At 72.5% G+C, this 24,655-nt stretch carries 20 protein-coding genes and 2 riboswitches; of the genes, 9 read left to right on the top strand and 11 right to left on the bottom strand.

The annotated features are described in order from the left end of the window. Positions 1-123: 123 nt before the first annotated feature. The 5 genes from DN051_RS12995 to glgX form a co-directional block, all read right to left on the bottom strand. Positions 124-1,899, bottom strand: coding sequence for an ABC transporter ATP-binding protein (locus DN051_RS12995; protein WP_053759963.1), 1,776 nt, complete (start codon positions 1,897-1,899; stop codon positions 124-126). After that, positions 1,896-3,719, bottom strand: coding sequence for an ABC transporter transmembrane domain-containing protein (locus DN051_RS12990; protein WP_112438738.1), 1,824 nt, complete (start codon positions 3,717-3,719; stop codon positions 1,896-1,898). The genes DN051_RS12995 and DN051_RS12990 overlap by 4 nt, the downstream gene beginning before the upstream one ends. A 43-nt stretch (positions 3,720-3,762) precedes the next feature. Beyond that, positions 3,763-5,619 carry an ABC transporter ATP-binding protein gene (locus DN051_RS12985; protein ID WP_053759964.1) on the bottom strand — a complete coding sequence of 619 codons (1,857 nt, stop codon included), beginning with the start codon at positions 5,617-5,619 and terminating at the stop codon, positions 3,763-3,765. Continuing rightward, positions 5,616-7,403: an ABC transporter ATP-binding protein gene (locus DN051_RS12980; RefSeq protein ID WP_112438737.1), complete on the bottom strand. Its 1,788-nt coding sequence runs from the start codon at positions 7,401-7,403 to the stop codon at positions 5,616-5,618. Before DN051_RS12980 ends, DN051_RS12985 begins: the two co-directional genes overlap by 4 nt. 150 nt (positions 7,404-7,553) lie before the next feature. Next, the gene (gene glgX, locus DN051_RS12975) at positions 7,554-9,818 is read right to left on the bottom strand and encodes a glycogen debranching protein GlgX (RefSeq protein ID WP_053759966.1); all 2,265 of its coding nucleotides are present in this window, start codon (positions 9,816-9,818) and stop codon (positions 7,554-7,556) included. A 154-nt stretch (positions 9,819-9,972) separates the two neighbouring features. Here glgX and DN051_RS12970 point away from each other — a divergent pair, with 154 nt between their 5' ends. The 4 genes from DN051_RS12970 to DN051_RS12955 all read left to right on the top strand — a co-directional run bounded on the left by DN051_RS12970 (position 9,973) and on the right by DN051_RS12955 (position 14,352). Further along, positions 9,973-11,214 (top strand): L,D-transpeptidase, encoded by a 1,242-nt coding sequence (locus DN051_RS12970; protein ID WP_112438736.1) that lies wholly within the window; start codon positions 9,973-9,975, stop codon positions 11,212-11,214. Between the two features lie 187 nt (positions 11,215-11,401). Next, positions 11,402-12,655, top strand: coding sequence for a L,D-transpeptidase (locus DN051_RS12965; RefSeq protein ID WP_079001063.1), 1,254 nt, complete (start codon positions 11,402-11,404; stop codon positions 12,653-12,655). A gap of 77 nt (positions 12,656-12,732) precedes the next feature. Next, entirely contained in the window at positions 12,733-13,500 is a 768-nt protein-coding gene (locus tag DN051_RS12960) for an enoyl-CoA hydratase/isomerase family protein (RefSeq protein ID WP_053759968.1), read from the top strand. A gap of 348 nt (positions 13,501-13,848) precedes the next feature. Then, positions 13,849-14,352, top strand: coding sequence for an ATP-binding protein (locus DN051_RS12955; protein WP_053759969.1), 504 nt, complete (start codon positions 13,849-13,851; stop codon positions 14,350-14,352). Positions 14,353-14,365: 13 nt separating this feature from the next. On the opposite strand, the gene DN051_RS12950 is transcribed toward DN051_RS12955, so the two are convergent. Continuing rightward, a complete protein-coding gene (locus tag DN051_RS12950) occupies positions 14,366-15,004 on the bottom strand; it encodes a GNAT family N-acetyltransferase (RefSeq protein ID WP_053759970.1) in 639 nt (212 codons plus the stop codon). A 352-nt stretch (positions 15,005-15,356) separates the two neighbouring features. Here DN051_RS12950 and DN051_RS12940 point away from each other — a divergent pair, with 352 nt between their 5' ends. Together DN051_RS12940 and DN051_RS12935 are read left to right on the top strand one after the other, a co-directional pair. Beyond that, the gene (locus tag DN051_RS12940) at positions 15,357-15,569 is read left to right on the top strand and encodes an EF-hand domain-containing protein (RefSeq protein WP_053759972.1); all 213 of its coding nucleotides are present in this window, start codon (positions 15,357-15,359) and stop codon (positions 15,567-15,569) included. A 205-nt stretch (positions 15,570-15,774) separates the two neighbouring features. Continuing rightward, a complete protein-coding gene (locus DN051_RS12935) occupies positions 15,775-16,437 on the top strand; it encodes an NADPH-dependent F420 reductase (protein ID WP_053759973.1) in 663 nt (220 codons plus the stop codon). A 29-nt stretch (positions 16,438-16,466) separates the two neighbouring features. Here the strand turns inward: DN051_RS12935 and DN051_RS12930 are convergent, their stop codons facing one another. From DN051_RS12930 to gcvT, 5 genes are all read right to left on the bottom strand, one after another. After that, positions 16,467-17,024, bottom strand: a complete 558-nt coding sequence (locus DN051_RS12930) for a glycoside hydrolase family 25 protein (RefSeq protein WP_053759974.1) — start codon at positions 17,022-17,024, stop codon at positions 16,467-16,469. A gap of 69 nt (positions 17,025-17,093) precedes the next feature. Continuing rightward, a complete protein-coding gene (locus DN051_RS12925) occupies positions 17,094-18,461 on the bottom strand; it encodes an L-serine ammonia-lyase (RefSeq protein ID WP_053759975.1) in 1,368 nt (455 codons plus the stop codon). 80 nt (positions 18,462-18,541) lie between these two features. Then, complete coding sequence (gene glyA, locus DN051_RS12920) at positions 18,542-19,819, bottom strand: serine hydroxymethyltransferase (protein ID WP_053759976.1); 1,278 nt, start codon at positions 19,817-19,819, stop codon at positions 18,542-18,544. 15 nt (positions 19,820-19,834) lie between these two features. Next, positions 19,835-20,212, bottom strand: a complete 378-nt coding sequence (gene gcvH, locus DN051_RS12915; protein ID WP_053759977.1) for a glycine cleavage system protein GcvH — start codon at positions 20,210-20,212, stop codon at positions 19,835-19,837. Positions 20,213-20,320: 108 nt separating this feature from the next. After that, complete coding sequence (gene gcvT / locus DN051_RS12910) at positions 20,321-21,439, bottom strand: glycine cleavage system aminomethyltransferase GcvT (protein ID WP_053759978.1); 1,119 nt, start codon at positions 21,437-21,439, stop codon at positions 20,321-20,323. Positions 21,440-21,506: 67 nt separating this feature from the next. Next, positions 21,507-21,616: riboswitch (glycine riboswitch) on the bottom strand. Then, positions 21,617-21,716: riboswitch (glycine riboswitch) on the bottom strand. Between the two features lie 242 nt (positions 21,717-21,958). Here gcvT and DN051_RS12905 point away from each other — a divergent pair. The 3 genes from DN051_RS12905 (at position 21,959) to DN051_RS12895 (ending at position 24,577) form a co-directional block, all read left to right on the top strand. Further along, on the top strand, positions 21,959-22,627 hold the full coding sequence (locus tag DN051_RS12905) for an AAA family ATPase (protein ID WP_053759979.1): 669 nt from the start codon (positions 21,959-21,961) through the stop codon (positions 22,625-22,627). A 69-nt stretch (positions 22,628-22,696) separates the two neighbouring features. Continuing rightward, positions 22,697-23,503, top strand: a complete 807-nt coding sequence (locus DN051_RS12900) for an enhanced serine sensitivity protein SseB (protein WP_053759980.1) — start codon at positions 22,697-22,699, stop codon at positions 23,501-23,503. A gap of 267 nt (positions 23,504-23,770) precedes the next feature. Further along, a complete protein-coding gene (locus DN051_RS12895; protein ID WP_112438734.1) occupies positions 23,771-24,577 on the top strand; it encodes an enhanced serine sensitivity protein SseB C-terminal domain-containing protein in 807 nt (268 codons plus the stop codon). Positions 24,578-24,655: the final 78 nt, after the last annotated feature.

Genomic DNA, 24,655 nt, shown 5'->3' with positions numbered 1-24,655 from the left:
GCCGTGAAGCGGGCCGTGGGAAGCGTGGCACCGAAGTACCCGACCTGTCAGGAGCGCGTCAAAGGTTTGTCCGGAAGTCGTTCGTTGCCCGGAGTTCACGTTCGATATGCGGATTACCGACGTTTACGGCCGCGGTTCCCCGTGCCACGTCCGCCACAGCCGTGCGTACGCGCCGTCCGCCGCCACCAGCTCCTCGTGCGTGCCGAGTTCGGTCAGCCGCCCCGCCTCCATCACCGCCACCCGGTCCGCGTCGTGCGCGGTCTGCAGCCGGTGCGCCACCGCGATCACCGTACGGCCCTCCAGCACGGCAGCGAGGGCGCGCTCGGTGTGCCGGGCGGTCGCCGGGTCGAGCAGCGCGGTGGCCTCGTCGAGGATCAGCGTGTGCGGGTCCGCCAGCACCACCCGGGCCAGGGCGAGCTGCTGGGCCTGCGAGCCGTCGGTGCGCCGGCCCGCCGGGCCGAGTTCGGCGTCCAGGCCGCCGGGCAGCTCACGCACCCAGCCGTCGGCGCCGACCGCGGCCAGCGCGGCCCACAACGACGCGTCCGAGGCGGAGGGTTCGGCGATCAGGAGGTTGTCCCGGACCGTGCCCAGGAAGACATGGTGCTCCTGCGTGACCAGGACGACCTGGCGGCGCAGCCGCTCCGGCCCGAGACCGGCGACCGGCACACCGCCCACGGTCACGCTGCCCGCGTCCGGCGCGTCGACGCCCGCCAGCAGCCTGCTCAGTGTGGTCTTGCCGGCGCCGGACGGACCGACGACCGCGAGCCGCTCCCCGGGCCGCACCGTCAGGTCCACGCCGCGCAGCACCTCGCCGCCGCGTTCGTAGGCGTAGCGCACGCCGGTGACGTCGATACGGTCGCCGTCCGGGTCGGGGGAGCCGGCCTGCGCCGTCCGGGGAATCCGCGCGAGTCCCTCCACCCGGGCGAACGAGGCGTTGCTGGCCTGGAGTTGCTCCACCCGGACCAGGAGCGTGTCGAGCGGCTCCGTCAGCTGCCGCAGATACAGCGTGGCCGTGACGATCGCGCCCAGGCTCAGCTCACCCCGGTCGAGCAGGAATCCGCCGGTCAGCAGCACACCCACCACGGGCACGGCGTAGGCGAAGTCCACCGACGGGAAGAACACGCTGCGCAGATACAGCGTGTGCAGCCGGGTGCGGCGCGCCGTCTCGAGCGCGTCCCGGCTCGCGGCGGTCCGCCGCCGCCGCAACCCGAACGCCTCCACCGTACGGGCCCCGGCCGCGGTGGCCGCGAGGACCTCGGCGACGTCGGAGGTGGCCGCCCCCTCGGCGAGGTACGCGGTGCGCGCCCGGCGCAGGTACCAGCGCAGCGGCAACCAGACGCCGACCAGGCCCAGCAGGGCGCAGCCGCCGAGCAGCGGGTCCACCGCGACCACGGCGCCGAGCAGGAACAGCGCCTGGAGGGAGGCGATGAGCAGTTCGGGGGCCGCGTCCCGCAGGGTGGTGCCCACGGTCGCCACGTCGGCGGTGCCGCGGGCCGTCAGGTCGCCCGTCCCGGCCCGCTCCACCACCGACGCGGGCAGGGACAGCGTCCGTGCGACGAACTCCTCCCGGACGGTGGCCAGCATGCGCTCGCCGAACCGGTGCCCCGCACGGCGCGCCCAGCGGGACAGCACCAGTTGCGCCGCCGCGCACAGCACGATGGTGAGCGCCAGCCGGTCGACGACGTCGACTCCGGCACCGGCCCGGACCTCGTCGACGATCCGGCCCAGCAGCCAGGGTCCGACGAGACCGGCCCCGGCGGCCACCGTGTTGAGGGCGAGGACGACGGCGAAGGCCCGGCCGTCGCCCCGCAGGAGCCGTACGATCGCCCGCCGCACCTCGGCGGGACCGGCGAGCGGCAACCGGCCCCGGCCCTCGGTCCCGGAATCCGGCGCAGTCATCGAACGGCCTCCTCGGCACCGGCCCGGACATCGGACCCGTCCGCCGCGTCCGGACCGGGTCCGCCGTCCGGCGCGGGGTGGGGCGTGGCCTCCGGTCCGGTTTCGGTGTCCGGTTCCGGGGGTGCGTCGCGGGTCACCAGTGCGCGGTAGCCGGGTTCGCGGGCCAGCAGTTCCCGGTGCGTGCCCACGGCGGCGACCTTGCCGTCGACCAGGTGGTGGACGAGGTCCGCCCGGTCCAGCACCAGCGGGGACGTACTGGTCACGAGGGTGGTGCGGCCCGCGCGTGCCGCCCGCAGCCGCTCGGCCACCGCGGCCTCGGTGTGCGCGTCGAGGGCGGACGTCGGTTCCACCGCGAGCAGCACCTCGGGGTCGGCCAGCAGCGCTCGTACCAGCCGCACGCGCTGCCGCTGGCCGCCGGAGAGGTTGCGGCCCTGCGCGTCGATCCGCGAGTCGAGCCCGTCCGGCAGGCCGCGCACGATGTCGTCGGCGGCGGCCGTGCGCACGGCGGCGGCGATCGCCGCGTCGTCCCGGCCGTCCGGTCCGGACCGCCCGCACACCACCTCGCGCAGGGTGCCCGCGAACAGGTCGGCCTCGTGGTCGGCGACCAGGATCCGCCGCCGGACCTGCGGCAGCGCGATCTCGTCGAGCCGCCGCCCGCCCCAGGTGGCCTCGGACGGCAGATACCGGCCGAGCCGGTCGACGACCGCCCCGGCGTCGGCCGGCCGGGCGCAGGCCAGCGCGGTCAGCCGGCCCGGCGGCACGCGCACCCCGGAGACCGGGTCGTGCAGCACCGCCGGCTCGGCCGGTGCGTCGTGGATGCCGTCGGCCTCCAGCGGCTCCAGCCGCAGGAACCCCACGACCCGCCGCGCCGAGACCAGGCCCCGGCTGATCTGGTGGGCGAACTCCAGGACGTACGCGACCGGTACGACCAGCACCGCCACGAACCCGTACACGGACACCAACTCGCCCACGGTGATGTCCCCCTGGGCCACCAGCCGGGCCGCCGGCCAGGTCACCAGGGCGAGGAACAGGGTGGGCAGTCCGAAGCCCAGCGACTGGATCCAGCTGGTCACCTCCCCGACCCGGTACCCCTCGGCCAGCAGCCGGCGCGAGTCGCGGCGGAAGGCCTCGCCGACCCGCTCCTTGCCGCCGAGTCCGCCCAGCACCCGCAGCCCGCCGGCCAGATCGCCGATCCGCGCGGTCAGCACGCCCTGCCGCTCCCGGTAGACCGTCTCGGCATCCTGCAGCCGCCCCATCAGCGGCCCGACCAGGACCCCGGTCACCGGCACGCCCAGCAGCACCACCGCGGCCAGCAGCGGCGACACCGGCAGCAGCAGCCCGGCGACCACGGCGTAGGTGACGACCGCGCCCACTCCGGGGCCGACCACGGTCAGCGACATCGCGATGGTCTGCACGTCACCGACGCCGATGGTGACGACCTCACCGGCCGCGACCTGCCGCGGCAGCGACGCGCCCAGCCGGACGGTCTGCCCCACCACGACCTTGACGGTGCGGAAGTGGGCGTCCATCCGCAGCCGGGTCATGATCCGGTGGCGCATGATGTTCAGCCAGGCGGTGAGCGCGCCCGCCACCAGCACCGCCGCCGCCCAGCCGATCAGAACGGCCCGGTCACCCGGTGCCAGCCCGTCGTCGATCGCGCGGGACAGCAGATACGGGACCAGCGCCGGGGTCACCAGCGACAGGCAGCCCAGCAGGGACCCGGCGGCCGCCCGGCCCGGCTGCCTGCGCACCAGCCACCACAGGTACCGGCCGCCGCCGCGGGTGTCGGGCGCGCCGGGCTCCTCGTACGCGTCGATCATCCGTCGCCCGTCCTCCGTCGCCGCCCGCCGCCGTCGTCCGCCGTCACGCCAGGCTGTCCTGCCAGGCCTTGTGCAGGCCCGCGAACCTGCCGGTCCCCGCGATGAGTTCGGCCGGGGTGCCGTCCTCGACGATCCGGCCGTGCTCCATGACCAGCACCCGGTCGGCGATCTCCACCGTGGACAGCCGGTGCGCGATGACGACGGCCGTCCGCCCCTTCAGCACCGTCGCCATCGCCCGCTGCACGGCCCGCTCACCGGGGATGTCCAGCGAACTGGTCGCCTCGTCGAGGATCAGCACCGCCGGGTCGGCGAGCAACGCCCGTGCGAAGGCGACGAGCTGGCGCTGGCCGGCCGAGATCCGGCCGCCCCGCTTGCGCACGTCCGTGTCGTAGCCCTCGGGCAGCGCGCTGATGAAGTCGTGCGCGCCGATCGCCCGCGCGGCCCGCTCGATCTCCTCACGGCTCGCGTCCGGGCGGCCCAGAGCGATGTTGTCCGCGACCGTGCCGGAGAACAGGAACGCCTCCTGGGTCACCATCACCACCCCGCGCCGCAGTTCGGGCACGGCCAGCTCACGCAGGTCGACCCCGTCCAGCAGCACCCGGCCCTCGGACGGGTCGTAGAAGCGGGCGAGCAGTTTGACCAGGGTCGACTTGCCCGCGCCGGTGGTGCCGACGACCGCGACCGTCTGCCCCGCCGGGACGGTGAGGTCGAAGCGGGGCAGCACCTCGCCGCCGGTGCGGTAGGCGAACCGGACCGCGTCGAAGACGACCTCGCGGCCGGGGTGGGCGGAGGCGGGCTCCGGGAGCCGGCCGGGGCTGGAGGGCTCCGGCACCGACGGCGTCTGGGCCAGCAGCCCGGCGATCTTCCCCAGGGAGGCCGCCGCCGACTGGTACGAGTTCAGGAACATGCCGAACCGGTCGATCGGGTCGTACATCCGCCGCAGGTACAGCACCGCCGCCGCGAGCACGCCCAGCGCCAGCGTGCCGTCCGCCACCCGGTGGGCGCCCCACAGAACGATCAGCGCGACCGCCGTGTTGCCCACCACGCGCGAGCCGATGACATAGCGGGCCATCTCCAGCAGCGCGTCCCCGTTGGTCCGCTCGTGCCGCCGGTTCAGGACGCGGAACTCGGCGTCGTTGGCGGCCTCGCGGCGGAAGGCGCGCACCGGCCGGATGCCGTTCATCGTCTCCACGAACTTCACGATCACCGCCGCGATGGCGGTCGACCGCAGCTCGTACACCCGCCGGGCGCGCCGCCGGTAGATCCGGACGAGCCACCACAGCGGACCGAACGACGCCACCGCCACCGCGCCGAGCCCGAGATCGAGCCAGAGCAGGATCAGCGCGACGTACACACAGGACAGGATGACCATCACCAGCTCCTGGAGGCCCTCCTCCAGCAGCTCGCGCAGCGACTCGACGTCCGTGGTGGAGCGGGAGATCAGCCGCCCCGAGGTGTAGCGCTCGTGGAAGTCGACGCTCAGTGCCTGGGCGTGCCGGAAGATCCGGCCGCGCAGGTCGAGCAGCACGTCCTGGCTGACCCGGGCGGAGGTGACCACGAACGCGTACTGCAGCGCGCCGGACGCCAGGGCGCACAGCAGATAGCCGGCCCCCACCGCGAACAGCGGTCCGTGGTCGTTGTCGCGGAACGCGGGGACGGCGGTGTCGATGGCGTACGCCACCAGCAGCGGGCCGGCCTGTACGGCCGCCTGCTGGAGCAGCAGCAGGACCGTGGTCAGGACGACCCGGGTCCTCATCGGCGCGAGCAGGGAGCGCAGCAGCGCGGCCGTCGCGCCCGGCGGTGTCGGCAGGACGTCCTGGTCGAAGGGGTCGCCGGCCTTGCCGTGCCGTGCGTCCTCCGGGTCGTCGGCGACCGGTGCGGAGGTGGCGGACGCGGTCATCGGGCTGCCTCCTGGCGTGTCCGGTCCGCCCCCGACATCAGATGGGCGTACTCCGTGTTCGTGTGCAGCAGTTCGTGGTGCGTGCCGACGGCGGTGATCCGGCCGCCGGACAGCAGCGCGACCCGGTCGGCGAGCAGGACCGTCGACGGGCGGTGCGCCACGATCAGGGCGGTGGTGTCCGCGAGGACGTCCCGCAGCGCCGCCTCGACGGCCGCCTCGGTGTGCACGTCCAGCGCGGACAGCGGGTCGTCCAGGACGAGGAAGCCGGGTCTGCCCACCACCGCCCTGGCCAGCGCGAGCCGCTGCCGCTGACCGCCGGACAGGCTCAGGCCCTGCTCGCCGACCTGGGTGTCCGTCCCCTCGGGCAGCGCGTGGGCGAACTCCGCCTGGGCGACGGCGAGGGCGCGGTGCAGCTCGGCGGTTCCGGCCCCGTCGGGGGCGCCCATCAGGACGTTCTCCCCGACGCTGGCCGAGAACAGGGTGGGTTCCTCGAAGGCGACGGCGACCTTGGAGCGCAGCTCCTGCCGGGACATCGCGGCGATGTCCGTGCCGTCGAGCGTGATCCGCCCGGAGGTCACCTCGTGCAGCCGGGGGACCAGCGCGGTCAGTGTGGTCTTGCCGCTTCCGGTGGCGCCGACCAGGGCCATGGACTCGCCGGGCCGCACGTGCAGGTCGATGCCCTCCAGCACGGGCGCGGAGTCCTCGGGGGCGTCGGGATACCGGAAGGTGACGCCGTGGAACCGCAGTCCGTCGCCGGCCGCGGACCCGCGCGCGCCGGGCGACGCGTCTTCCTCCGCCTCGTCCAGCACCTCGAAGTACCGTTCCGTGGCGGTCGCGGCCTCCTGGCTCATCGCCAGCAGGAAGCCGATCGAGTCGACCGGCCAGCGCAGGGCGAGGGCCGTGGACAGGAAGGCAACCAGCGTGCCCGCCGACAGTGTTCCGTCGGCCACCTGCACCGCGCCGAGCACCAGTGCCGCCCCGATCGCCACCTCCGGCAGCGTCACGATGACGCCCACGATCGTCGCCAGCAGCCGCGCCTTGCGCAGTTCCGTGCCGCGCAGTGTCCGTGACAGCTCCCGGAACGCCCGCGCCTGGCTGCGGTGCCGCCCGAACCCCTTGATGATCCGGATGCCGAGCACGCTCTCCTCGACGACCGTCGTCAGATCGCCGACCTGGTCCTGCGCGCGCCGTGCCACCGCGGCGTACCGCTTCTCGAAGATCAGGCAGGTGACCATCACCGGTACCGCCGGCCCCAGGATCACCAGTCCCAGCGTCAGGTCCTGCGCCAGCATGATGATCACGCCCACGAGGATCGTCACGGCGTTGACCAGCAGGAAGGTCAGTGGAAAGGCGAGGAACATACGCACCAGCATCAGATCGGTGGTGCCGCGGGACAGCAACTGCCCCGAGGGCCACCGGTCGTGGAAGGCCACCGGCAGCCGTTGCAGATGCCGGTACAGGTCGGCCCGCATCGACGCCTCGACCCCCGCCAGCGGACGCGCGACCAGCCACCGCCGCAGCCCGAACAGCAGTGCCTCGGCCAGTCCGAGCAGCAGCAGGTACAGCGCCCCCAGCCACACGCCCGCCGGATCACGGTCGGCGACGGGGCCGTCCACGAGCCACTTCAGGACGAGCGGGATCACCAGGCCCACGCAGGACGCGAGTATCGCGACGAACGCGGCGGTGAACAGACGCGCCCGCACCGGCCGGACGTAGGGCCACAGGCGCAGCAGCGAGCGTACGGTGGAGCGGTCTTCGGGCGGGGTGGCATGTGTTGTGGGCATCAGGAGCGAGCCTACGGTTCGCCACTGACATCGCCCACCGAGTTTTGACCCGACCTGCGCGGGCCCTCGGTCCTCCGCTCGGTCCCGCGACCTGCGCCTTCGCGTGCGGGCCGGTTCCGTGCGGCGGATCGCCCGCCCGGCCGCGGTGGGTCAGGAGCACACCCGCAGCAGCAGCACCGCCCGGGCCGGCACCGTGATCGCCGTCCCCGCGCGGTGCGCCGTCTCCGGCGCCGCGTCCTGCTCCTCCCGCGAGGTGTCGACGACCACTTCGTACCGCTCGGCCCACGGCGGTCCCGGCAGTACGAAGCTCACCGGCCGCTCCCCGGCGTGCAGTACGGCCAGGAAGCTGTCGTCGAGGATCGGCGCTCCCCGCTCGTCCCGGCCCGGTATGTCCCGTCCGGACAGATACATGCCGAGCGTCGCCGCGGGCGCGTACCAGTCCCGTTCGGTCATCTCCGTGCCGCGCGGGGTGAACCAGGCCAGGTCCCTGAGGCCGTCCGCGGAGTGCGCCCGCCCGGAGAAGAACGCCCGCCGGCGCAGCACGGGATGCCGGTGCCGCAGCTTGATCAGCCGGGCGGTCAGCTCGAACAGGGCGCGCCACTCGGGGTCGTCCAGCAGCCCCCAGTCCAGCCAGCTGATCTCGTTGTCCTGGCAGTAGGCGTTGTTGTTGCCGCGCTGGGTGCGCCCCAGCTCGTCGCCCGCGACCAGCATCGGCACACCGGTCGACAGCAGCAGCGTGGTCAGCAGGTTCCGCAGCTGCCGCCGGCGCAGCGCCCGTACCCGCTCGTCGTCCGTCTCGCCCTCGGCCCCGCAGTTCCAGGACCGGTTGTCGTTCGAGCCGTCCCGGTTGCCCTCGCCGTTGGCCTCGTTGTGCTTGCGCTCGTAGGACACCAGGTCGCGCAGCGTGAAACCGTCGTGCGCGGTGATGAAGTTGACGGAGGCGTACGGCCTGCGCCCGCCCCACGCGTACAGGTCGCTGGAGCCCGACAGCCGGTAGCCCATCTCCCGGACGTCCGGCAGCGCGTGCCGCCAGAAGTCCCGCACGGCGTTGCGGTAGCGGTCGTTCCACTCGGTCCACAGGGGCGGGAAGGCGCCCACCTGGTAGCCGCCGGTCCCGACGTCCCAGGGCTCGGCGATCAGCTTGACGCGGCGCAGCACCGGATCCTGCGCGATGACCGCGAGGAACGGGGAGAGCATGTCGACGTCGTGCATGGACCGGGCCAGCGCCGCCGCCAGGTCGAAGCGGAAGCCGTCCACGCCCATCTCCGTCACCCAGTACCGCAGCGAGTCCGTGATCAGGCGCAGCACGTGCGGCTGGACGACGTGCAGGGTGTTGCCGCAGCCGGTGTAGTCGGCGTAGCGGCGGGCGTCGGACTGGAGGCGGTAGTAGCCGCGGTTGTCGATGCCCTTCAGCGACAGCATCGGCCCCAGCTCGCCCGCCTCCGCGGTGTGGTTGTAGACGACGTCGAGGACGACCTCGATGCCGGCCGCGTGCAGGGCGCGCACCATCGCCTTGAACTCGCCGACCTGCTGGCCGCGGGTGCCGGAGGCGGCGTACCCGGCGTGCGGCGCGAAATAGCCGATCGAGTTGTACCCCCAGTAGTTCTTCAGGCCGCGGCGCAGCAGATGGTCCTCGTGCGCGAACTGGTGCACGGGCAGCAGCTCGACGGCCGTGACGCCGAGCCTCGTCAGGTGCTCGATCGCCGCCGGGTGCGCCAGCCCGGCGTAGGTGCCGCGCAGTTCCTCGGGGATGTCCGGGTGCGTCCGGGTGAATCCGCGCACATGCAGTTCGTAGATGACCGAGTCCGCCCACGGGGTCTTCGGACGGCGGTCGTCCATCCATTCGTCGTCGGGCGCCTCGTCGTGGACCACCACGCCCTTGGGCACGTACGGCGCCGAGTCCCGTTCGTCGCGCACGGTGTCGGCGACCTGCTGCTGCGGCCAGTCACGGACGTGCCCGTACACCTCGGGTGACATTCCAAAAGGGCCGTAGTCGCCGTCCACCGCGCGCGCGTACGGGTCCAGCAGCAGCTTCGCCGGGTTCCAGCGGCCGCCGGTCCACGGATCCCAGCGGCCGTGCACCCGGTAGCCGTAGCGCTGCCCCGGCATCACCCCCGGCAGGAAGCCGTGCCATATCTCGTGCGTCAGCTCGGTCAGGCGGTGCCGGGACTCCACCCCCTCGTCGTCGAACAGGCACAGGTCGACCGCTTCCGCGCCCCCCGCCCACAGCGCGAAGTTGGTGCCCGCCACCCCGTCCGGGCCGACCCGGAATCGGGCGCCCAGCGGCATCGGCGCACCGGGCCACGCGGGCATCCCGGGAGCCCTGCGCTGCACACCGTTCACGGCGGCGACCGGGCCCCGCTGTCCGGCGGCACCTTGCTCCGCCACCGTCTCCTGCTCGGCTGCGCTGGACACCTGTCAGCCTCCCACGGCTCGTGGAACGACGTGCGAAAACGGCCGGCGGTGTCCCTCCCGCGGCTCTCCGTCCCGTCGTCCTCCCCACTGTTCTGCCCAGAGCTTGGCTCGCACTCACGTTTCCCCAGGGCGGGCCCGGTCGTTGGGCACGGTTGTGAGGCACGTACATCGGCGCGCACGGCGCGCGGGGACCGCACTGGCCGCCCTACTGGCTTGGGCCGGACTGCTGGCGGGAGCCGCCGGCTGCACTTCGGACGGCATCGCCGGACTCGGCGGGCCCGGCAGACCCTCGGCACCCGCGGAGGTCATCGACATCTCGCCCGCCCACGGCGGCAAGGGGGTGCGCCCCGGGGAGAAGCTCTCCGTACGGGTGCCCGAAGGGCGGCTGGAGTCGGTGCGGGTGGTCAAGTCGCAGGACGCCCAGGAGAGCGCGGTGCCCGGCCGGATCAGCGCCGACGGCCGGCGCTGGGAGCCTCGCGAGGACCGGCTCGCCCTGGCCGCCGAGTACTCGGTCGACGCGGTGGCCGTGGACGCCGAGGGCCGCCGCTCGGCACGCCACGCGACGTTCACGACGTACGTCCCCGCGGAGCGCTTCATCGGGTACGTCACCCCGGAGAACCGCTCCACGGTCGGCACCGGCATGATCGTCTCGGTCCGGTTCAGCCGGGAGATCACCGACCGCGCCGCGGTGGAGCGCGCCCTGCGGGTGTCCGCCGAACCCGCCGTGGAGATCCGCCCCCACTGGTTCGGCAAGAACCGCCTCGACTTCCGCCCCGAGGCGTACTGGCAGCCCGGCACCGAGGTCACCGTCGCCGTCCGCCTGCGCGACGTGGAGGGCGCCCCCGGTGTCTACGGGCAGCAGTACAAGACGGTCGCCTTCACCGTCGGCCGCAGCCAGGTCTCCCTGGTCGACGCCGCCGCGCACACCATGGACGTGCACCGGGACGGCGAACTGCTCGGCACGGTGCCGATCAGCGCCGGAGCGGCGAAGACCACGACGTACAACGGCAAGATGGTCGTCACCGAGATGCACGAGGTGACCCGGATGAACGGCGCCACCGTCGGCTTCCGCAAGCCCGACGGCAAGAGCGAGTACGACATCCCCGACGTCCCGCACGCGATGCGGCTGACCGACTCCGGCACCTTCCTGCACGGCAACTACTGGTCGACCGCCGATGTCTTCGGCCGCAAGAACGTCAGCCACGGCTGTGTCGGGCTGCGCGACGTGAAGGGCGGCAGCTCCGAGACCCCGGCGGGCTGGTTCTTCGACCGCAGCCTCATCGGGGACGTCGTCGAGGTCGTCAACAGCAAGGACAGGACGGTCGACCCGGCCAACGGGCTCGGCGGCTGGAACATGGGATGGAAGGAGTGGAAATCGGGCAGTGCCGTGAAGTGACCCCTCGGCGGGGCGGGTTGGCGACCGCGTGGCCTGCCGATGTTGGGACGGAACGGTGACATTCACACGGCGCCGTCCGCCCTGGTCATGTGGTTAATATGCGCCGTGCGCGCGGGACGCGCGGGGGACGCGGGCCCGCCGGGGCCGGCGCGAGGGCCGGACCGGGGCCCGTTGAGGGGAGAACAACTTGAAGGTGCGACCGATATCGGGGGCGTCGGTTGACGCGCGCGCGAGGCGCGGACGCGGACGGCTGCCGGCGGTGATCGCCGGGGCGGCGCTGCTGGCCGTGACGGCGTGCGGCGGCGGCTCGGACTCGGGGACGGGCGGAGCGGGCTCCGGCGACGGCAAGGGCAAGCCGGCCGCCTCGGCTCAGAGCAAGCAGTCGGAGGCGGCCGTCACGATAGCGCCGAAGGACGGCGCCAAGTCCGTGGACACCAGCGGGGCCCTGAAGGTCACCGCCGCCGAGGGCAAGCTGACCGAGGTCGTCGTCAAGGACGGCAAGGGCAATGAGATAGACGGCGAGATATCCAAGGACGGCGCCACCTGGAAGCCGTCCATCCACCTGGCCGCCGCCACCAAGTACCAGGTGCACGCGGTCGCCGAGGACTCCGCGGGCCGTGAGGCCGCCGAGGACTCCGACTTCACCACGCTGACCCCGAAGAACACGTTCACCGGGCACTTCACCCCCGAGGACGGGTCCAAGGTCGGGGTCGGAATGCCCTTCTCCCTGAACTTCACCCGGGGCATCACCAAGCCCGACGACGTCGAGAAGGCCGTCGAGATCACGACGGAGCCGGCCGTCGAGGTCGAGGGGCACTGGTTCGGCAACGACCGCCTCGACTTCCGGCCGGAGAAGTACTGGAAGGCCGGTACGAAGGTCACCGTCCGGCTCAACCTCGACGGCGTCGAGGGCCGCCCCGGTGTCTACGGCGAGCAGGCCAAGACCGTCTCCTTCACCATCGGCCGCAGCCAGGTGTCCGTCGTCGACGCCAAGAAGCTCACGATGAAGGTCACACGGGACGGCAAGGTCGTGAAGACCATCCCGGTCACCACCGGCAAGGGCGGCATGGAGACCTGGAACGGGCAGATGGTCATCAGCGAGAAGCTGGAAGTGACCCGGATGAACGGCGAGACCGTCGGCTACGGCGGCGAGTACGACATCAAGGACGTCCCGCACGCCATGCGCCTGACCACCTCCGGCACCTTCCTGCACGGCAACTACTGGGCCGGCGGCGCCTTCGGCAACTACAACGCCAGCCACGGCTGCGTCGGCCTGCGCGATGTGCGCGGCGGCTGGGACAAGGGCGCGCCGGCGGCGTGGTTCTTCGACAACTCCCTGCTCGGCGACGTCGTGGTCGTGAAGAACTCCAACGACCGGATCGTCGACCCGGACAACGGGCTCAACGGCTGGAACATGTCGTGGGAGAAGTGGAAGGCGTAAGTCCCGCGCGACGCGACGGCCCCGGTGTGAGGTACCGCACCGGGGCCGATGCCGTTAGTGCCCGTTAACCTGCCTGCATGACCGTGAATCTGGAAGTCGCCGAAGGCGTCGGCACGCTCCGCCTCGACCGCCCGCCGATGAACGCCCTGGACGTCGCCACGCAGAACCGGCTCAAGGAACTCGCCGAGGAGGCCACACGCCGCGAGGACGTGCGCGCCGTCGTCGTCTACGGCGGGGAGAAGGTGTTCGCGGCCGGTGCGGACATCAAGGAGATGCAGGACATGGACCACACCGCGATGGTCCTGCGCGCCCGCGCCCTCCAGGACTCCTTCACCGCCGTGGCGCGCATTCCCAAGCCGGTCGTCGCCGCCGTCACCGGTTACGCGCTCGGCGGCGGCTGCGAACTCGCCCTGTGCGCGGACTACCGCATCGCCGCCGACGACGCCAAGCTGGGCCAGCCCGAGATCCTGCTCGGCCTGATCCCCGGAGCGGGCGGCACCCAGCGGCTGGCCCGGCTGATCGGTCCGTCCAAGGCCAAGGACCTGATCTTCACCGGCCGGATGGTGAAGGCCGAGGAGGCACTCGCGCTGGGCCTGGTGGACCGACTGGTGCCGGCGGCCGAGGTGTACGAGACGGCCCACGCGTGGGCGGCGAAGCTGGCGCAGGGCCCGGCACTCGCGCTGCGGGCGGCGAAGGAGTCCGTCGACACCGGTCTGGAGACCGACATCGACACCGGACTCGCCGTCGAACGGAACTGGTTCGCCGGGCTGTTCGCGACGGAGGACCGGGAGCGGGGGATGCGCAGCTTCGTGGAGGAGGGGCCGGGTAAGGCGAAGTTCCTCTGAGTCCCCTGTCTTTACCCGGAGTTGGCGGACGGTTCCCCGATGCCGCCGCCGGGGTCCGCCCGAACTCGCCACAGAAAACAGGCTGAAGCGCTTGCAATTGACGCGATGTCTGATTCGGGTTCCTCGACGGGGCGGTTTATGGAAGCCTTAACGCAACCTTAAGCCTGTCTTGTCGAGGGAGCCGGTCCATTGCCAACAAGCGGCCCGTCTTCGCAGGTCGGAGGGGATGGGAACGATCCCGAATCGCCAGTGGCATATGTCGAGCGCATCGTGCGGAACGAATCGTTCCGGGGGGTGTATTCCTCAGGAACGGCCCCGGAGGCCCGTCCGGGCGGCCATGATGGGGGCATGGCGGGGCTGGAGGGCATCGAACAGCCGCAGGGACGCGGCCGTGCGACGGCGGCGCGCTGGTCACCGGCGGTCGAGGACGAACGGGCGATCCAGGCGTTCGAACTGTTCGGCAATCCCACCGAGGCGGAGGTTCCGCTCCCGTCCCGCCCGGAGTCCGCGGCCACGGCGCGCCGGCTGGCCCAGGTGGTGGTCCTGCGTCAGTGGGGCCTGACCCCGAAGATGACCGAGGACGCCGTCTTACTTGTCTCGGAACTCGTCGGCAACGCCGTACGCCACACCGGTGCACGGGTCTTCGGACTGCGCATGCGCCGCCGCCGCGGCTGGATCCGCGTCGAGGTCCGCGATCCCTCGCGCGGGCTGCCCTGTCTGATGCCGGTGCAGGAGATGGACGTCAGCGGCCGCGGCCTCTTCCTGGTGGACAAGCTCGCGGACCGCTGGGGCGTCGATCTGCTGCCGCGCGGCAAGACGACCTGGTTCGAGATGCGGGTCGCGGACCGCTGAGCGGCGCACCGCGTCAACGGGGGACGAACAGCGCCTCCGATCCCACCGGACGGTAACCGGCCGCCTGGAACGCGCGCAGGCTGCGGGCGTTGCCGGCGGAGACCTGGGCCCACACCGGTTCGCCGTCCGACAACTGCCGGGCCGCCGTCGCCAGCAGACGCCCCAGCCCCCGGTCCCGTACCGGCTCCGCCACCTCCACCGCGGCCTCCAGCCGCCCGGCGACCCCGCGCCCCAGCACGAGCAGGCCGCCGTCCGCCGCCCACACCCGCACCTCGTCGCGCCGCCGGAGCGACCCGGCGACCCGCGGACGGCCCGGATCGGCGATCCGCGTCAGGGCGACGGACGGTTCGCCCGGGAGCGCCTGCCCCACCGCCAGGACGTCGATCGTGTCCGTCCCGCGGCCCGTACGCGCCATGAAGGCCGCCAGGAACACCGGGTTCATGGTCGCGGCGAGCGCGTCGCAGTCGACGGCGGCCAGCGCGGCCCGCACCCAGGCGGGGTCCTCGTCCGTGAACACGACGGAGTGGGCCGTGAAGGCGAGGACACCGGCGTCCCGCGGCGAGTACTGGGGCACGATCGTGGTGCCGCCGTCCGCCGGCGGGAAGACGCCCCGCGCCGCCGCGTCCAGAACGTCCCGCAAGGTCTCCGCCACGAGCGCGCCCCCGGCTCCTTGTGTCCCCACCCACTGGAAGGCCCAGAGTCGCATACGTGATCGACGGCGGCACTTCGCTCCGCACCGTCGGCGAACCGGCCCGTCCCACCGGACCAGCGGGTCCGCAGGGTCCGGCACCGGTCCGACGAGGGCGCCTGCTTCCGGTGACGCGCTCGGTGGCCGCCGAGGCCGCGCACCGCGAGGGCTTCGCGTGGGTGGTCGCCGCATGGGAGGAGAGGGAGGCCCGTTAGTCTGACCTGCGTCAGTACGACCAGTACGACACGTACGACCAGTACGACGAGGCGTGTGCGACGAGCAAGCGTCGGACGCGAGTGAGCGAAGGGGCGGACCGGTGGCGGACATCGAGGAAGCGCGCAAGCAGTTCGAGCGGATCGACACGGACGGCGACGGTGAGATCACCGCGGCCGAGTTCAAGACCGCTCTGGCGCAGGGGGGCGACTGGAATGTCACCGAGGCGGTGGCGGAGGCCCTCATCGCCCACCGCGACCTCGACGGCGACAAGATGCTGTCGTTCGACGAGTTCTGGTCGTACCTGAACAAGTGACAGGGCACGGCCCACCGGGGCGCCCCCTCGCACATGCCGCGAGGGGGCGCCCTTGTGCGTGCCGTGTGCCACCCGCGTCACGCGCGACGCCATGACGCAGTGACGTCGCCGGGTCCGTCACCCGTCCGCCGCACCCGCCGGAACAGACGCACCCTCTCCGGGGTTGGGCCGTCGTCACGAGCACCCCACCCCGGAAGGTCATGTCATGAAGATCGGCATCGTCGGCGCCGGCAACATCGGCGGCAACCTCACCCGCCGGCTCACCGCCCTCGGCCACGACGTCCGGGTCGCCAACTCACGCGGCCCGCACACCCTGACGGCACTGGCCGAGGAGACCGGCGCCACCCCCGTCCCGGTCGAGGAGGCCGCCCGCGGCGCCGAGATCGTGGTCGTCACGGTCCCGATGAAGGCGGTCCCCGACCTGCCGTCCGGGCTGCTGGACGGCGCGGCCGAGGGCGTCGCGGTCATCGACACCGGCAACTACTACCCCAGGGAGCGGGACGGCCGGATCGCCGAGATCGAGGACGAGGGCCTCACCGAGAGCCGCTGGACCGAACGCCGGATCGGGCACCCCGTGATCAAGGCCTTCAACGGCACCTTCGCCCAGGACATCCTGGAGCGCCCGCGTCCGGCGGGCGCCCCGGACCGTATGGCCCTGCCGGTGGCCGGCGACGACCGGGCGGCCAAGCGCAAGGTGATGGACCTGATCGACGAGCTGGGATTCGACACCGTCGACTCCGGCGGACTCGACGAGTCCTGGCGCCAGCAGCCCGACACCCCGGTCTACGGCCTGCGGGCCGGCGTCGCGGAGGTCACCGGCGCGCTGGCGGCGGCCTCACCGGACCGCAAGCCGGCGTTCCGCGCGTAGGGGCCGTCCGGCCCGGGCCCTCGGTCCCGTCAGGCGCCCTCGGCCCACTCCCGCAGCGCGGCCCGGCTCGCGAAGTCGGCCACGTTCTTGTCGATCGGGTCGTCCGTGTACTGGTGGAAGCGCCACTTCGCCTTGATCCGGGGCTTGCCGGCCGTCACGTAGTCGGCGATCCACAGACCGTCCCCGGCGTAGGAGGTGGTGTCGACGTTCAGCCAGAAGTCGCGGTTGCAGTACAGGACGACCCGGTTGTCGGGCCGCAGCTCCTTCACCTTCCTGATGAAGCGGTCCTTCTCCGCGTTGCTCGCGCGGGTGCCCTCGCCGGTCGTCTCCCAGTCGACGGCGAGGATGTCGCCCGGCCGGTCCGGGGCCTTGCCGACGAAGTACTCGGCCTGGGCGGTCAGGTTGCCCGGCCACAGGAAGTGGTAGAAGCCGACGACGAGTCCGGCGTCCCGGCCGCGGCCGGTCTGGGCGGACAGTTTGGGGTTGACGTACGAACGGCCCTCCGTCGCCTTGATGAAGACGAAGGAGAGGCCGTCGGTGTCGTAGGTGGAGGACTGGTACGAGCTGACGTCGATGCCGCGCAGCATGAATGCTCCCTGGAGTGCCTGTGGGGGGACGCGAGTTGATGATTCCCCTCGGTGGCACGGGTGACGCGCTCAGCACTCGATGATGTTCACCGCGAGCCCGCCGCGCGCCGTCTCCTTGTACTTCACCGACATGTCCGCGCCGGTCTCCTTCATGGTCTTGATGACCTTGTCCAGCGACACCTTGTGCGTGCCGTCCCCGCGCATCGCCATCTTGGCCGCCGTGACGGCCTTCACCGCGGCCATGCCGTTGCGTTCGATGCAGGGGATCTGGACGAGACCGCCGACGGGGTCGCAGGTCAGACCGAGGTTGTGCTCCATGCCGATCTCGGCCGCGTTCTCGACCTGTTCGGGGCTGCCGCCGAGCACCTCGGCGAGCGCGCCCGCCGCCATCGAGCAGGCGGAGCCGACCTCGCCCTGGCAGCCGACCTCGGCGCCGGAGATGGAGGCGTTCTCCTTGAACAGCATGCCGATCGCACCGGCGGCGAGCAGGAAGCGGACGACGCCGTCCTCGTCCGCGCCGGGCACGAAGTTGACGAAGTAGTGCAGGACCGCCGGGATGATGCCCGCGGCGCCGTTGGTCGGGGCCGTGACCACCCGGCCGCCGGCCGCGTTCTCCTCGTTCACGGCCATCGCGTACAGCGTGACCCACTCCATGGCGTGCGCCAGCGGGTCGCCCTCCGAGCGGAGTTGGCGGGCGGTGACCGCGGCGCGGCGGCGCACCTTCAGCCCGCCCGGCAGGATGCCCTCGCGGGACATGCCGCGCGACACGCACGTCTGCATCACCCGCCAGATCTCCAGCAGACCGTCCCGGATCTCCTCCTCGGTGCGCCAGGCCCGCTCGTTCTCCAGCATCAGAGCCGAGATCGACAGGCCGGTCTCCCGGGTCAGGCGCAGCAGTTCGTCGCCGGTGCGGAAGGGGTACTTCAGCACGGTGTCGTCGAGCTTGATGCGGTCCGCGCCGACCGCGTCCTCGTCGACGACGAAGCCGCCGCCCACGGAGTAGTACGTCTTGGACAGGACCTCGCCGCCGGAGGCGTCGTACGCCCACAGCGTCATGCCGTTGGCGTGGTAGGGCAGCGTCTCGCGGCGGTGCAGCACCAGGTCCGAGTCGAAGTCGAAAGCGATGTCGTGCTCGCCGAGCAGGCATATCCGGCCGGCGCTCTTGATGTCCTCGACCCGCTGGTCCGCGGTCTCGACGTCGACGGTCCGCGGCGAGGCGCCCTCCAGACCGAGCAGCACCGCCTTGGGCGTGCCGTGCCCGTGTCCGGTCGCGCCGAGCGAGCCGTACAGCTCGGCGCGCACCGACGCGACCGAGTCCAGCACGTCCTCGTTGCGCAGCCGGCGGGCGAACATGCCGGCCGCCCGCATGGGGCCCACCGTGTGGGAGCTGGACGGGCCGATGCCGATCGAGAACAGGTCGAAGACCGAGATGGCCACGGTGACTCCTAGGAACGGGGGTGGTACAGGGCGTGGGGCACCGCGCTCACCTTCCAGTGTGCGCGATGCCCCGCGGAGGATTACTTCGTCAGGCCGGGGTACAGCGGGTGCTTGTCCGCGAGCGCGGTGACCCGGGCCCGCAGCGCGGTGGCGTCGTAGGACGGCTTGAGCGCCTCGGCGATGACGTCCGCGACCTCGGTGAAGTCCTCGGCGGTGAAGCCGCGGGTGGCCAGCGCGGGCGTGCCGATGCGCAGGCCGGAGGTCACCATCGGCGGCCGGGGGTCGTTCGGGACGGCGTTGCGGTTGACCGTGATGCCGACCTCGTGGAGGCGGTCCTCGGCCTGCCGGCCGTCCAGCTCGGAGTCACGCAGGTCGACCAGGACCAGGTGGACGTCCGTGCCGCCGGAGAGCACGTCGACGCCCACCGCCCGCACGTCGTCCCGCACCAGGCGCTCGGCCAGGATCCGGGCCCCGTCCAGGGTGCGGCGCTGGCGCTCCTTGAAGTCCTCCGAGGCGGCGACCTTGAACGCGACCGCCTTCGCCGCGACCACATGCTCCAGCGGGCCGCCCTGCTGGCCGGGGAACACCGCCGAGTTGATCTTCTTGGCGAGTTCCTGGACGGAGAGGATCACACCGCCGCGGGGCCCGCCCAGCGTCTTGTGGGTGGTGGTGGTGACCACATGGGCGTGCGGCACCGGGTTGGGGTGCAGCCCGGCGGCGACCAGACCGGCGAAGTGCGCCATGTCGACCATCAGGTACGCGCCGACCTCGTCCGCGACCCGGCGGAACGCGGCGAAGTCCAGCTGCCGCGGGTAGGCCGACCAGCCGGCGACGATCAGCTTCGGCTTGTGCTCCTTGGCCAGCCGCTCGACCTCGGCCATGTCGACCTGACCGGTGGCGTCGTCGACGTGGTAGGCGACCACGTCGTACAGCTTGCCGGAGAAGTTGATCTTCATGCCGTGGGTGAGGTGCCCGCCGTGCGCGAGGTTCAGACCCATGATCGTGTCGCCGGGCTGGAGCAGCGCGAACATCGCGGCCGCGTTGGCCTGCGCGCCCGAGTGCGGCTGCACGTTGGCGTGCTCGGCGCCGAACAGCTCCTTGACGCGGTCGATGGCGATCTGCTCGACCACGTCGACGTGCTCGCAGCCACCGTAGTAGCGGCGGCCCGGGTAGCCCTCGGCGTACTTGTTGGTCAGGACCGAGCCCTGCGCCTCCATGACCGCGACCGGGGCGAAGTTCTCCGAGGCGATCATCTCGAGGGTGGACTGCTGGCGCAGCAGCTCGGCGTCGACCGCCGCGGCCACCGCCGGGTCCAGCTCGTGCAGCGGCGTGTTCAGCAGGGTCTTCTCTTCAGACATGGGGGGTACGACTCCTCAGCCGGCGGTGTGGGCGGCGTACTCGTCCGCGGAGAGCAGGTCGCCCGGCTCGTCGGCGACCCGCACCTTGAACAGCCAGCCGCCCTCGAAGGGGGCGGAGTTCACCAGGGACGGGTCGTTCACCACGTCCTCGTTGATCTCGGTGACCTCGCCGGAGACCGGGGAGTACAGGTCGCTGACGGACTTGGTCGACTCCAGCTCGCCGCAGGTCTCGCCCGCCGACACGGTGGAGCCCACCTCGGGAAGCTGGGCGTAGACCACGTCACCGAGCGCGTTCGCCGCGAACTCCGTGATGCCGACCGTCGAGACGCCGTCCTCGGCGGTCGACAGCCACTCGTGCTCCTTGCTGTAGCGCAGCTGCTGGGGGTTGCTCATGGCCTGAATTCTCCTGTACGCGGGGGAGTGCTGATGAATGAAGAACTGCTGGGAGCCGCGGGCGAGCGGGCACGGTGTGCCGAGCGTCACGCCGACTCGGACAGAGTGCTACTTCTGCCGCTTGTAGAAAGGCAGCGCCACGACCTCGTACGGCTCGTGGCTGCCCCGGATGTCCACGCCCACACCGGCCGAGCCCGGCGCCGCGTGCGCGGCGTCGACGTACGCCATCGCGATCGGCTTGCCCAGCGTGGGGGAGGGGGCACCGGAGGTGACCTCGCCGATCACCTCGCCGCCGGCGACCACGGGGTACCCGGCGCGCGGCACCCGGCGGCCCTCGGCGACCAGGCCGACCAGGACCCGCGGCGGCCGGGACTCGGCGCGCTCGGCGGCCTCACGCAGCGCCTCCCGCCCCACGAAGTCGCCCTCCTTCTCGAACTTCACCACGCGGCCGAGCCCGGCGTCGAACGGCGTCAGCGACGTCGACAGCTCGTGCCCGTACAGCGGCATGCCCGCCTCCAGGCGCAGCGTGTCCCGGCAGGACAGCCCGCACGGGGTCAGACCGACGTCGCGGCCGGCCTCGGTCAGCGCCTGCCACAGCTCCACGGCGTGCTCCGGCTTCACGAACAGCTCGAAGCCGTCCTCGCCGGTGTAGCCGGTGCGCGCGATCAGCGCGGGCACGCCGGCGACGGTGCCCGGCAGGCCCGCGTAGTACTTCAGGCCGTCGAGGTCGGCGTCGGTGACCGACTTCAGGATGCCGGGGGACTCGGGGCCCTGGACGGCGATCAGGGCGTAGGCGTCCCGGTCGTCGCGCACGGCGGCGTCGAAGCCCTCGGCGCGCTCGGTCAGGGCGTCCAGCACCACCTGGGCGTTCGAGGCGTTGGCCACGACCATGTACTCGGTGTCGGCGAGCCGGTAGACGATCAGGTCGTCCAGGATGCCGCCGTCCTCGCGGCAGATCATCGTGTAGCGGGCGCGGCCGGGCCGGACGCCGCCGATGTTGCCGACCAGGGCGTGGTCCAGCAGGTCGGCGGCCTGCGGGCCGGTCACGGTGATCTCGCCCATGTGCGAGAGGTCGAACAGCCCGGCCCGGGTGCGGACGGCGAGGTGCTCGTCGCGCTCGGAGCCGTAGCGCAGGGGCATGTCCCAGCCGGCGAAGTCGGTCATCGTCGCGCCCAGCGAGCGATGCAGGGCATCGAGCGCGGTGCGGCGGAGCGAAGTACTGCTCATCGGTCGGTCTCCCAGGGGATGGGGTCCCCACGCCGGCGGAGCCGAGCACGGGGATGGGCGAGGTCGTTCCTCCCCATCTGTCATCGGAACCTGAGAGGTTCGCCATGACCGCGGACGGGTCCTGGCTTGCACCTTGGGTGGGGCCGCCCGATACGGCGGCCCGCTTTTCAGATGTGCCTCGCCCGCGCGGTAAGGGGGCCTGAGAGATTCAAGGGAGGGACTTGCTCCTTCGGCGCCCCGACGGCAGTGCTGCCGGGGACTCTCCCGCGCGGATTCAAACGGCCGGTATGCAGTTGGCGCGCACATCATTGCACGCATCCGCTCGCTGCGGCAGGGTCGCCCTACCGGGCCTTCACCGGCCCGCGCACCACGGCCGCACGGTTTCGGCACGGTGGCCACGACACGCTGTAGCAGCCCTGTTGCGGTAAGGGAACGTAAACGCGAGGTCCGCGGATTACCTTCTCTTTACACTCAACGGGGATGGGAACTCGTGAACCGCCCCAGGGGAGGACGATCACGGTGAACAGGATCACGGCGTACGCGACCGCTTCGGGATTCGCGCTGCCCAAGCAACCGACCGCACCGGCCCGGGAGGAGTGCGCCGCGTCGGCGTCGCCCGTCGTCCGCGACCTGCGCGACCGCGGGGGCCGCAGCCCGCACGCGCTGCTGTTCGGCCCACGCGACCTGGTCGTGGTCACGGGCCTGCCCGGCAGCGGCAAGTCCACCTTGATGCGGCGGGCGGTGCGCGCCCGGCGCATCGACTCCCAGGACGTCCGGGACCGCTGGGACGACCGGCTGCCGGACCGGATCCCGTACGCGGTCTACCGCCCCCTGGTCCGCCTCGCCCACTACGCCGGACTGCGCAGCGCCCTGCGCACCGGCGAGGGAGTCGTCGTCCACGACTGCGGTACGCAGGCCTGGGTGCGCGCCTGGCTGGCCCGTGAGGCGCGCCGCCGGGGCGGCACCCTGCATCTGCTGCTGCTGGACGTCACGCCCGAGGAGGCCCTGGCCGGCCAGCGCGAGCGGGGCCGCGGAGTCTCGCGGTACGCGTTCGCGCGGCACCGCCGGGCCGCCGCCCGCCTCGTGCGCCGGGCCGAGCGCGGCCGGTTGCCGCGCGGCTGCGCCGCCGCGGTCCTGCTCGACCGCGCGGCGGCGGACACCCTGCGCCGCATCGGCTTCACGGGCTGACGGGACCGGCCCCGCGCGCGGCGGCTAGCCTTTCAGCCGCAATCCAGGCACGGAGCAGGCGGTAGGCAGATGGACGACTTCCCCGCGGACAGCCCCGCGGACCTCACCGGGGGCTTCCCGGCGCAGGCACACCCCCATCCGCACGGCGGATGGCCCGGCAACGAACTGGAGGAGGTGCTGGCGGCCTCCCTCGGCGTGCCGTCGGCCGGCGGCCGGATCGTGGAGGTGCTGGGTCGCAGCTTCCTCTGGGTGCCGCTGCCCAACGGGGGCGGCCCGCGCAGCGGCCCGCTCGACCTGCCCACCCTGGACATCGGCGGTCAGGCCTACGTCGCGGTCTTCAGCTCCGAGGAGCAGTTGCGGCAGGCCGTCGGCGCCCATATGTCGTACACCGTCGCACCGGCCGTCGAGTTCGCCCGCGGTCTGCCCCCGCAGGCGGGCATCGCGGTCAACCCGGGCGGTGCGGTCGGCATCCCGCTGCCGCCGCCCGCGGTGGCCGAACTGTGCCGGGCCGGGCGCACCCCGCTGGACGGCCCCGCGGGCGGCGGTCGCGTCCGGCTGTTCGAGCCCGACTGGCAGGACGACCCGGTCGACTTCCTCGCCGCGGCCTCCGCGGAGTTCGCCGGCACGGGTGTCGTGGTCACCGCCCGCCGCTGCCTCGCCGCGGTGGAGACGGCCGAGCCGGTGATGTTCGTCGGTGTGGAGCTGTCCCGGTGGGACGACGACATCCGGGCCCTGCCCATGGACGCCCTGTCCCGGGCCCTGACGCGGGTGCCGGTCACCTGGCCGGTCAACCTCGTCCTGCTGGACGTGACCCAGGACCCGGTGGGCGACTGGATGCGCGAGCGGGTGCGCCCCTTCTACCAACGGGAGCACTGAGCACCGCTCGGCACGGCGGGCCGCGGCGCACGGGCGGCGGCCCGCCGCCCGGCCCGGTGGCGAACGGCCGCGTACGGCCGCGAAGGGGCCGTACGCACGAAACGCGCACGGCAGGTGCGCAGCACGCGGAACCGCGAACCGCGGAACCGCAGAACCGCGGAACCGCAGAACCGCGGAACCGCGGAACAACGACAAGTGCCGCGTCAGCGGCCGGGCTTAAGCTAGGGTCACGGCTCGAGCAGGGCAGTGTACGAAGGGGCGGTAACAGTGAGCGCGAGCGGCACGGGCACCGCCGCGGCGGGGCAGGTCGAGCACATGCTGCGCCAGGTGACGCCGGGGCGTTACGACGCCTACGAGGCACTGCTGCGCGCGCTCGCGACGCCGTCCTCCGGCCAGGTCTGGATGCTGCTGTGGCACGGCCAGGCCGGCTCCCCCGACGCCCAGTACGGGAACATGGAGGTCGAGGGCTTCGGCTACGCGCCCTGTGTCACCTCCGCCCAGGAGCTCTCGGCCAGCGGGTGGAACCGGTCGTACGAAGTGGTCGACGGCCTCGACGTCGCCCGCACCCTCTACCCCGACCACTACGGCCTCTGGCTGAACCCGCACGCCCCCGGCGGCGGGGTCGGCGTTCCCTGGCTGGATCTGCGCAGGATCGCCACCGGCCTGGACCGGCAGCCCTCGGGCCCGCTGCGGCTGTCCGAGCCCGGCATCCAGATCCCGCAGTTCTACGCCCTGCTGTCGCAGAACGCCCACCGCACCCCGGCCGTCCGCTCGTTGCGCCGGGCCTGGGTGCAGCCGGCGCTCGGGGCGCCGTATCTCGCCATCGGGCTGGACGTCTACGACACCTCCCCGCCCGCCGTCGACTCGGTGCGCGCGATGATGCAGCAGTCCATCGGGGCCGTCCCGGACGGGCTGCCGGTGTCGACCGTCGCCATGTCCGACGAGTACGACCCGGTCGCGCTGTGGCTGCGGGCCAACGCCAGGCCCTTCTACGACCGTGAGGCGCACGGCTCCGCACCGGCCCAGGTGCCTACAGCGGGTTACGGCTACCCGCCCGCTCCGGGCCGGCGCTGACCGAAAGACGACCCCCGACCGACCGTTTGGTCTGTACCAAGGGCCTCCTCTTCGCGCGTAGACCCGGGCGGAAAGATG

The sequence above is a fragment of the Streptomyces cadmiisoli genome (genome assembly GCF_003261055.1).
Lineage (GTDB): Bacteria > Actinomycetota > Actinomycetes > Streptomycetales > Streptomycetaceae > Streptomyces > Streptomyces cadmiisoli.
The sequence above is the reverse complement of the archived record's forward strand: the minus strand, read 5'-3'. Positions and strand labels throughout refer to the sequence as shown.

What these genes read in the sequence shown, in the direction of transcription:
- DN051_RS12935 (WP_053759973.1), top strand. Translation starts at nt 15,775, where the DNA reads ATGAAGATCGGCATCGTCGGCGCCGGCAACATCGGCGGCAACCTCACC.
- DN051_RS12985 (WP_053759964.1), bottom strand. Translation starts at nt 5,619, where the DNA reads ATGACCGCGTCCGCCACCTCCGCACCGGTCGCCGACGACCCGGAGGAC.
- DN051_RS12990 (WP_112438738.1), bottom strand. Translation starts at nt 3,719, where the DNA reads ATGATCGACGCGTACGAGGAGCCCGGCGCGCCCGACACCCGCGGCGGC.
- DN051_RS12995 (WP_053759963.1), bottom strand. Translation starts at nt 1,899, where the DNA reads ATGACTGCGCCGGATTCCGGGACCGAGGGCCGGGGCCGGTTGCCGCTC.
- DN051_RS12980 (WP_112438737.1), bottom strand. Translation starts at nt 7,403, where the DNA reads ATGCCCACAACACATGCCACCCCGCCCGAAGACCGCTCCACCGTACGC.
- DN051_RS12900 (WP_053759980.1), top strand. Translation starts at nt 22,697, where the DNA reads ATGGACGACTTCCCCGCGGACAGCCCCGCGGACCTCACCGGGGGCTTC.
- DN051_RS12955 (WP_053759969.1), top strand. Translation starts at nt 13,849, where the DNA reads ATGGCGGGGCTGGAGGGCATCGAACAGCCGCAGGGACGCGGCCGTGCG.
- gcvH (WP_053759977.1), bottom strand. Translation starts at nt 20,212, where the DNA reads ATGAGCAACCCCCAGCAGCTGCGCTACAGCAAGGAGCACGAGTGGCTG.
- gcvT (WP_053759978.1), bottom strand. Translation starts at nt 21,439, where the DNA reads ATGAGCAGTACTTCGCTCCGCCGCACCGCGCTCGATGCCCTGCATCGC.
- DN051_RS12960 (WP_053759968.1), top strand. Translation starts at nt 12,733, where the DNA reads ATGACCGTGAATCTGGAAGTCGCCGAAGGCGTCGGCACGCTCCGCCTC.
- glyA (WP_053759976.1), bottom strand. Translation starts at nt 19,819, where the DNA reads ATGTCTGAAGAGAAGACCCTGCTGAACACGCCGCTGCACGAGCTGGAC.
- DN051_RS12930 (WP_053759974.1), bottom strand. Translation starts at nt 17,024, where the DNA reads ATGCTGCGCGGCATCGACGTCAGCTCGTACCAGTCCTCCACCTACGAC.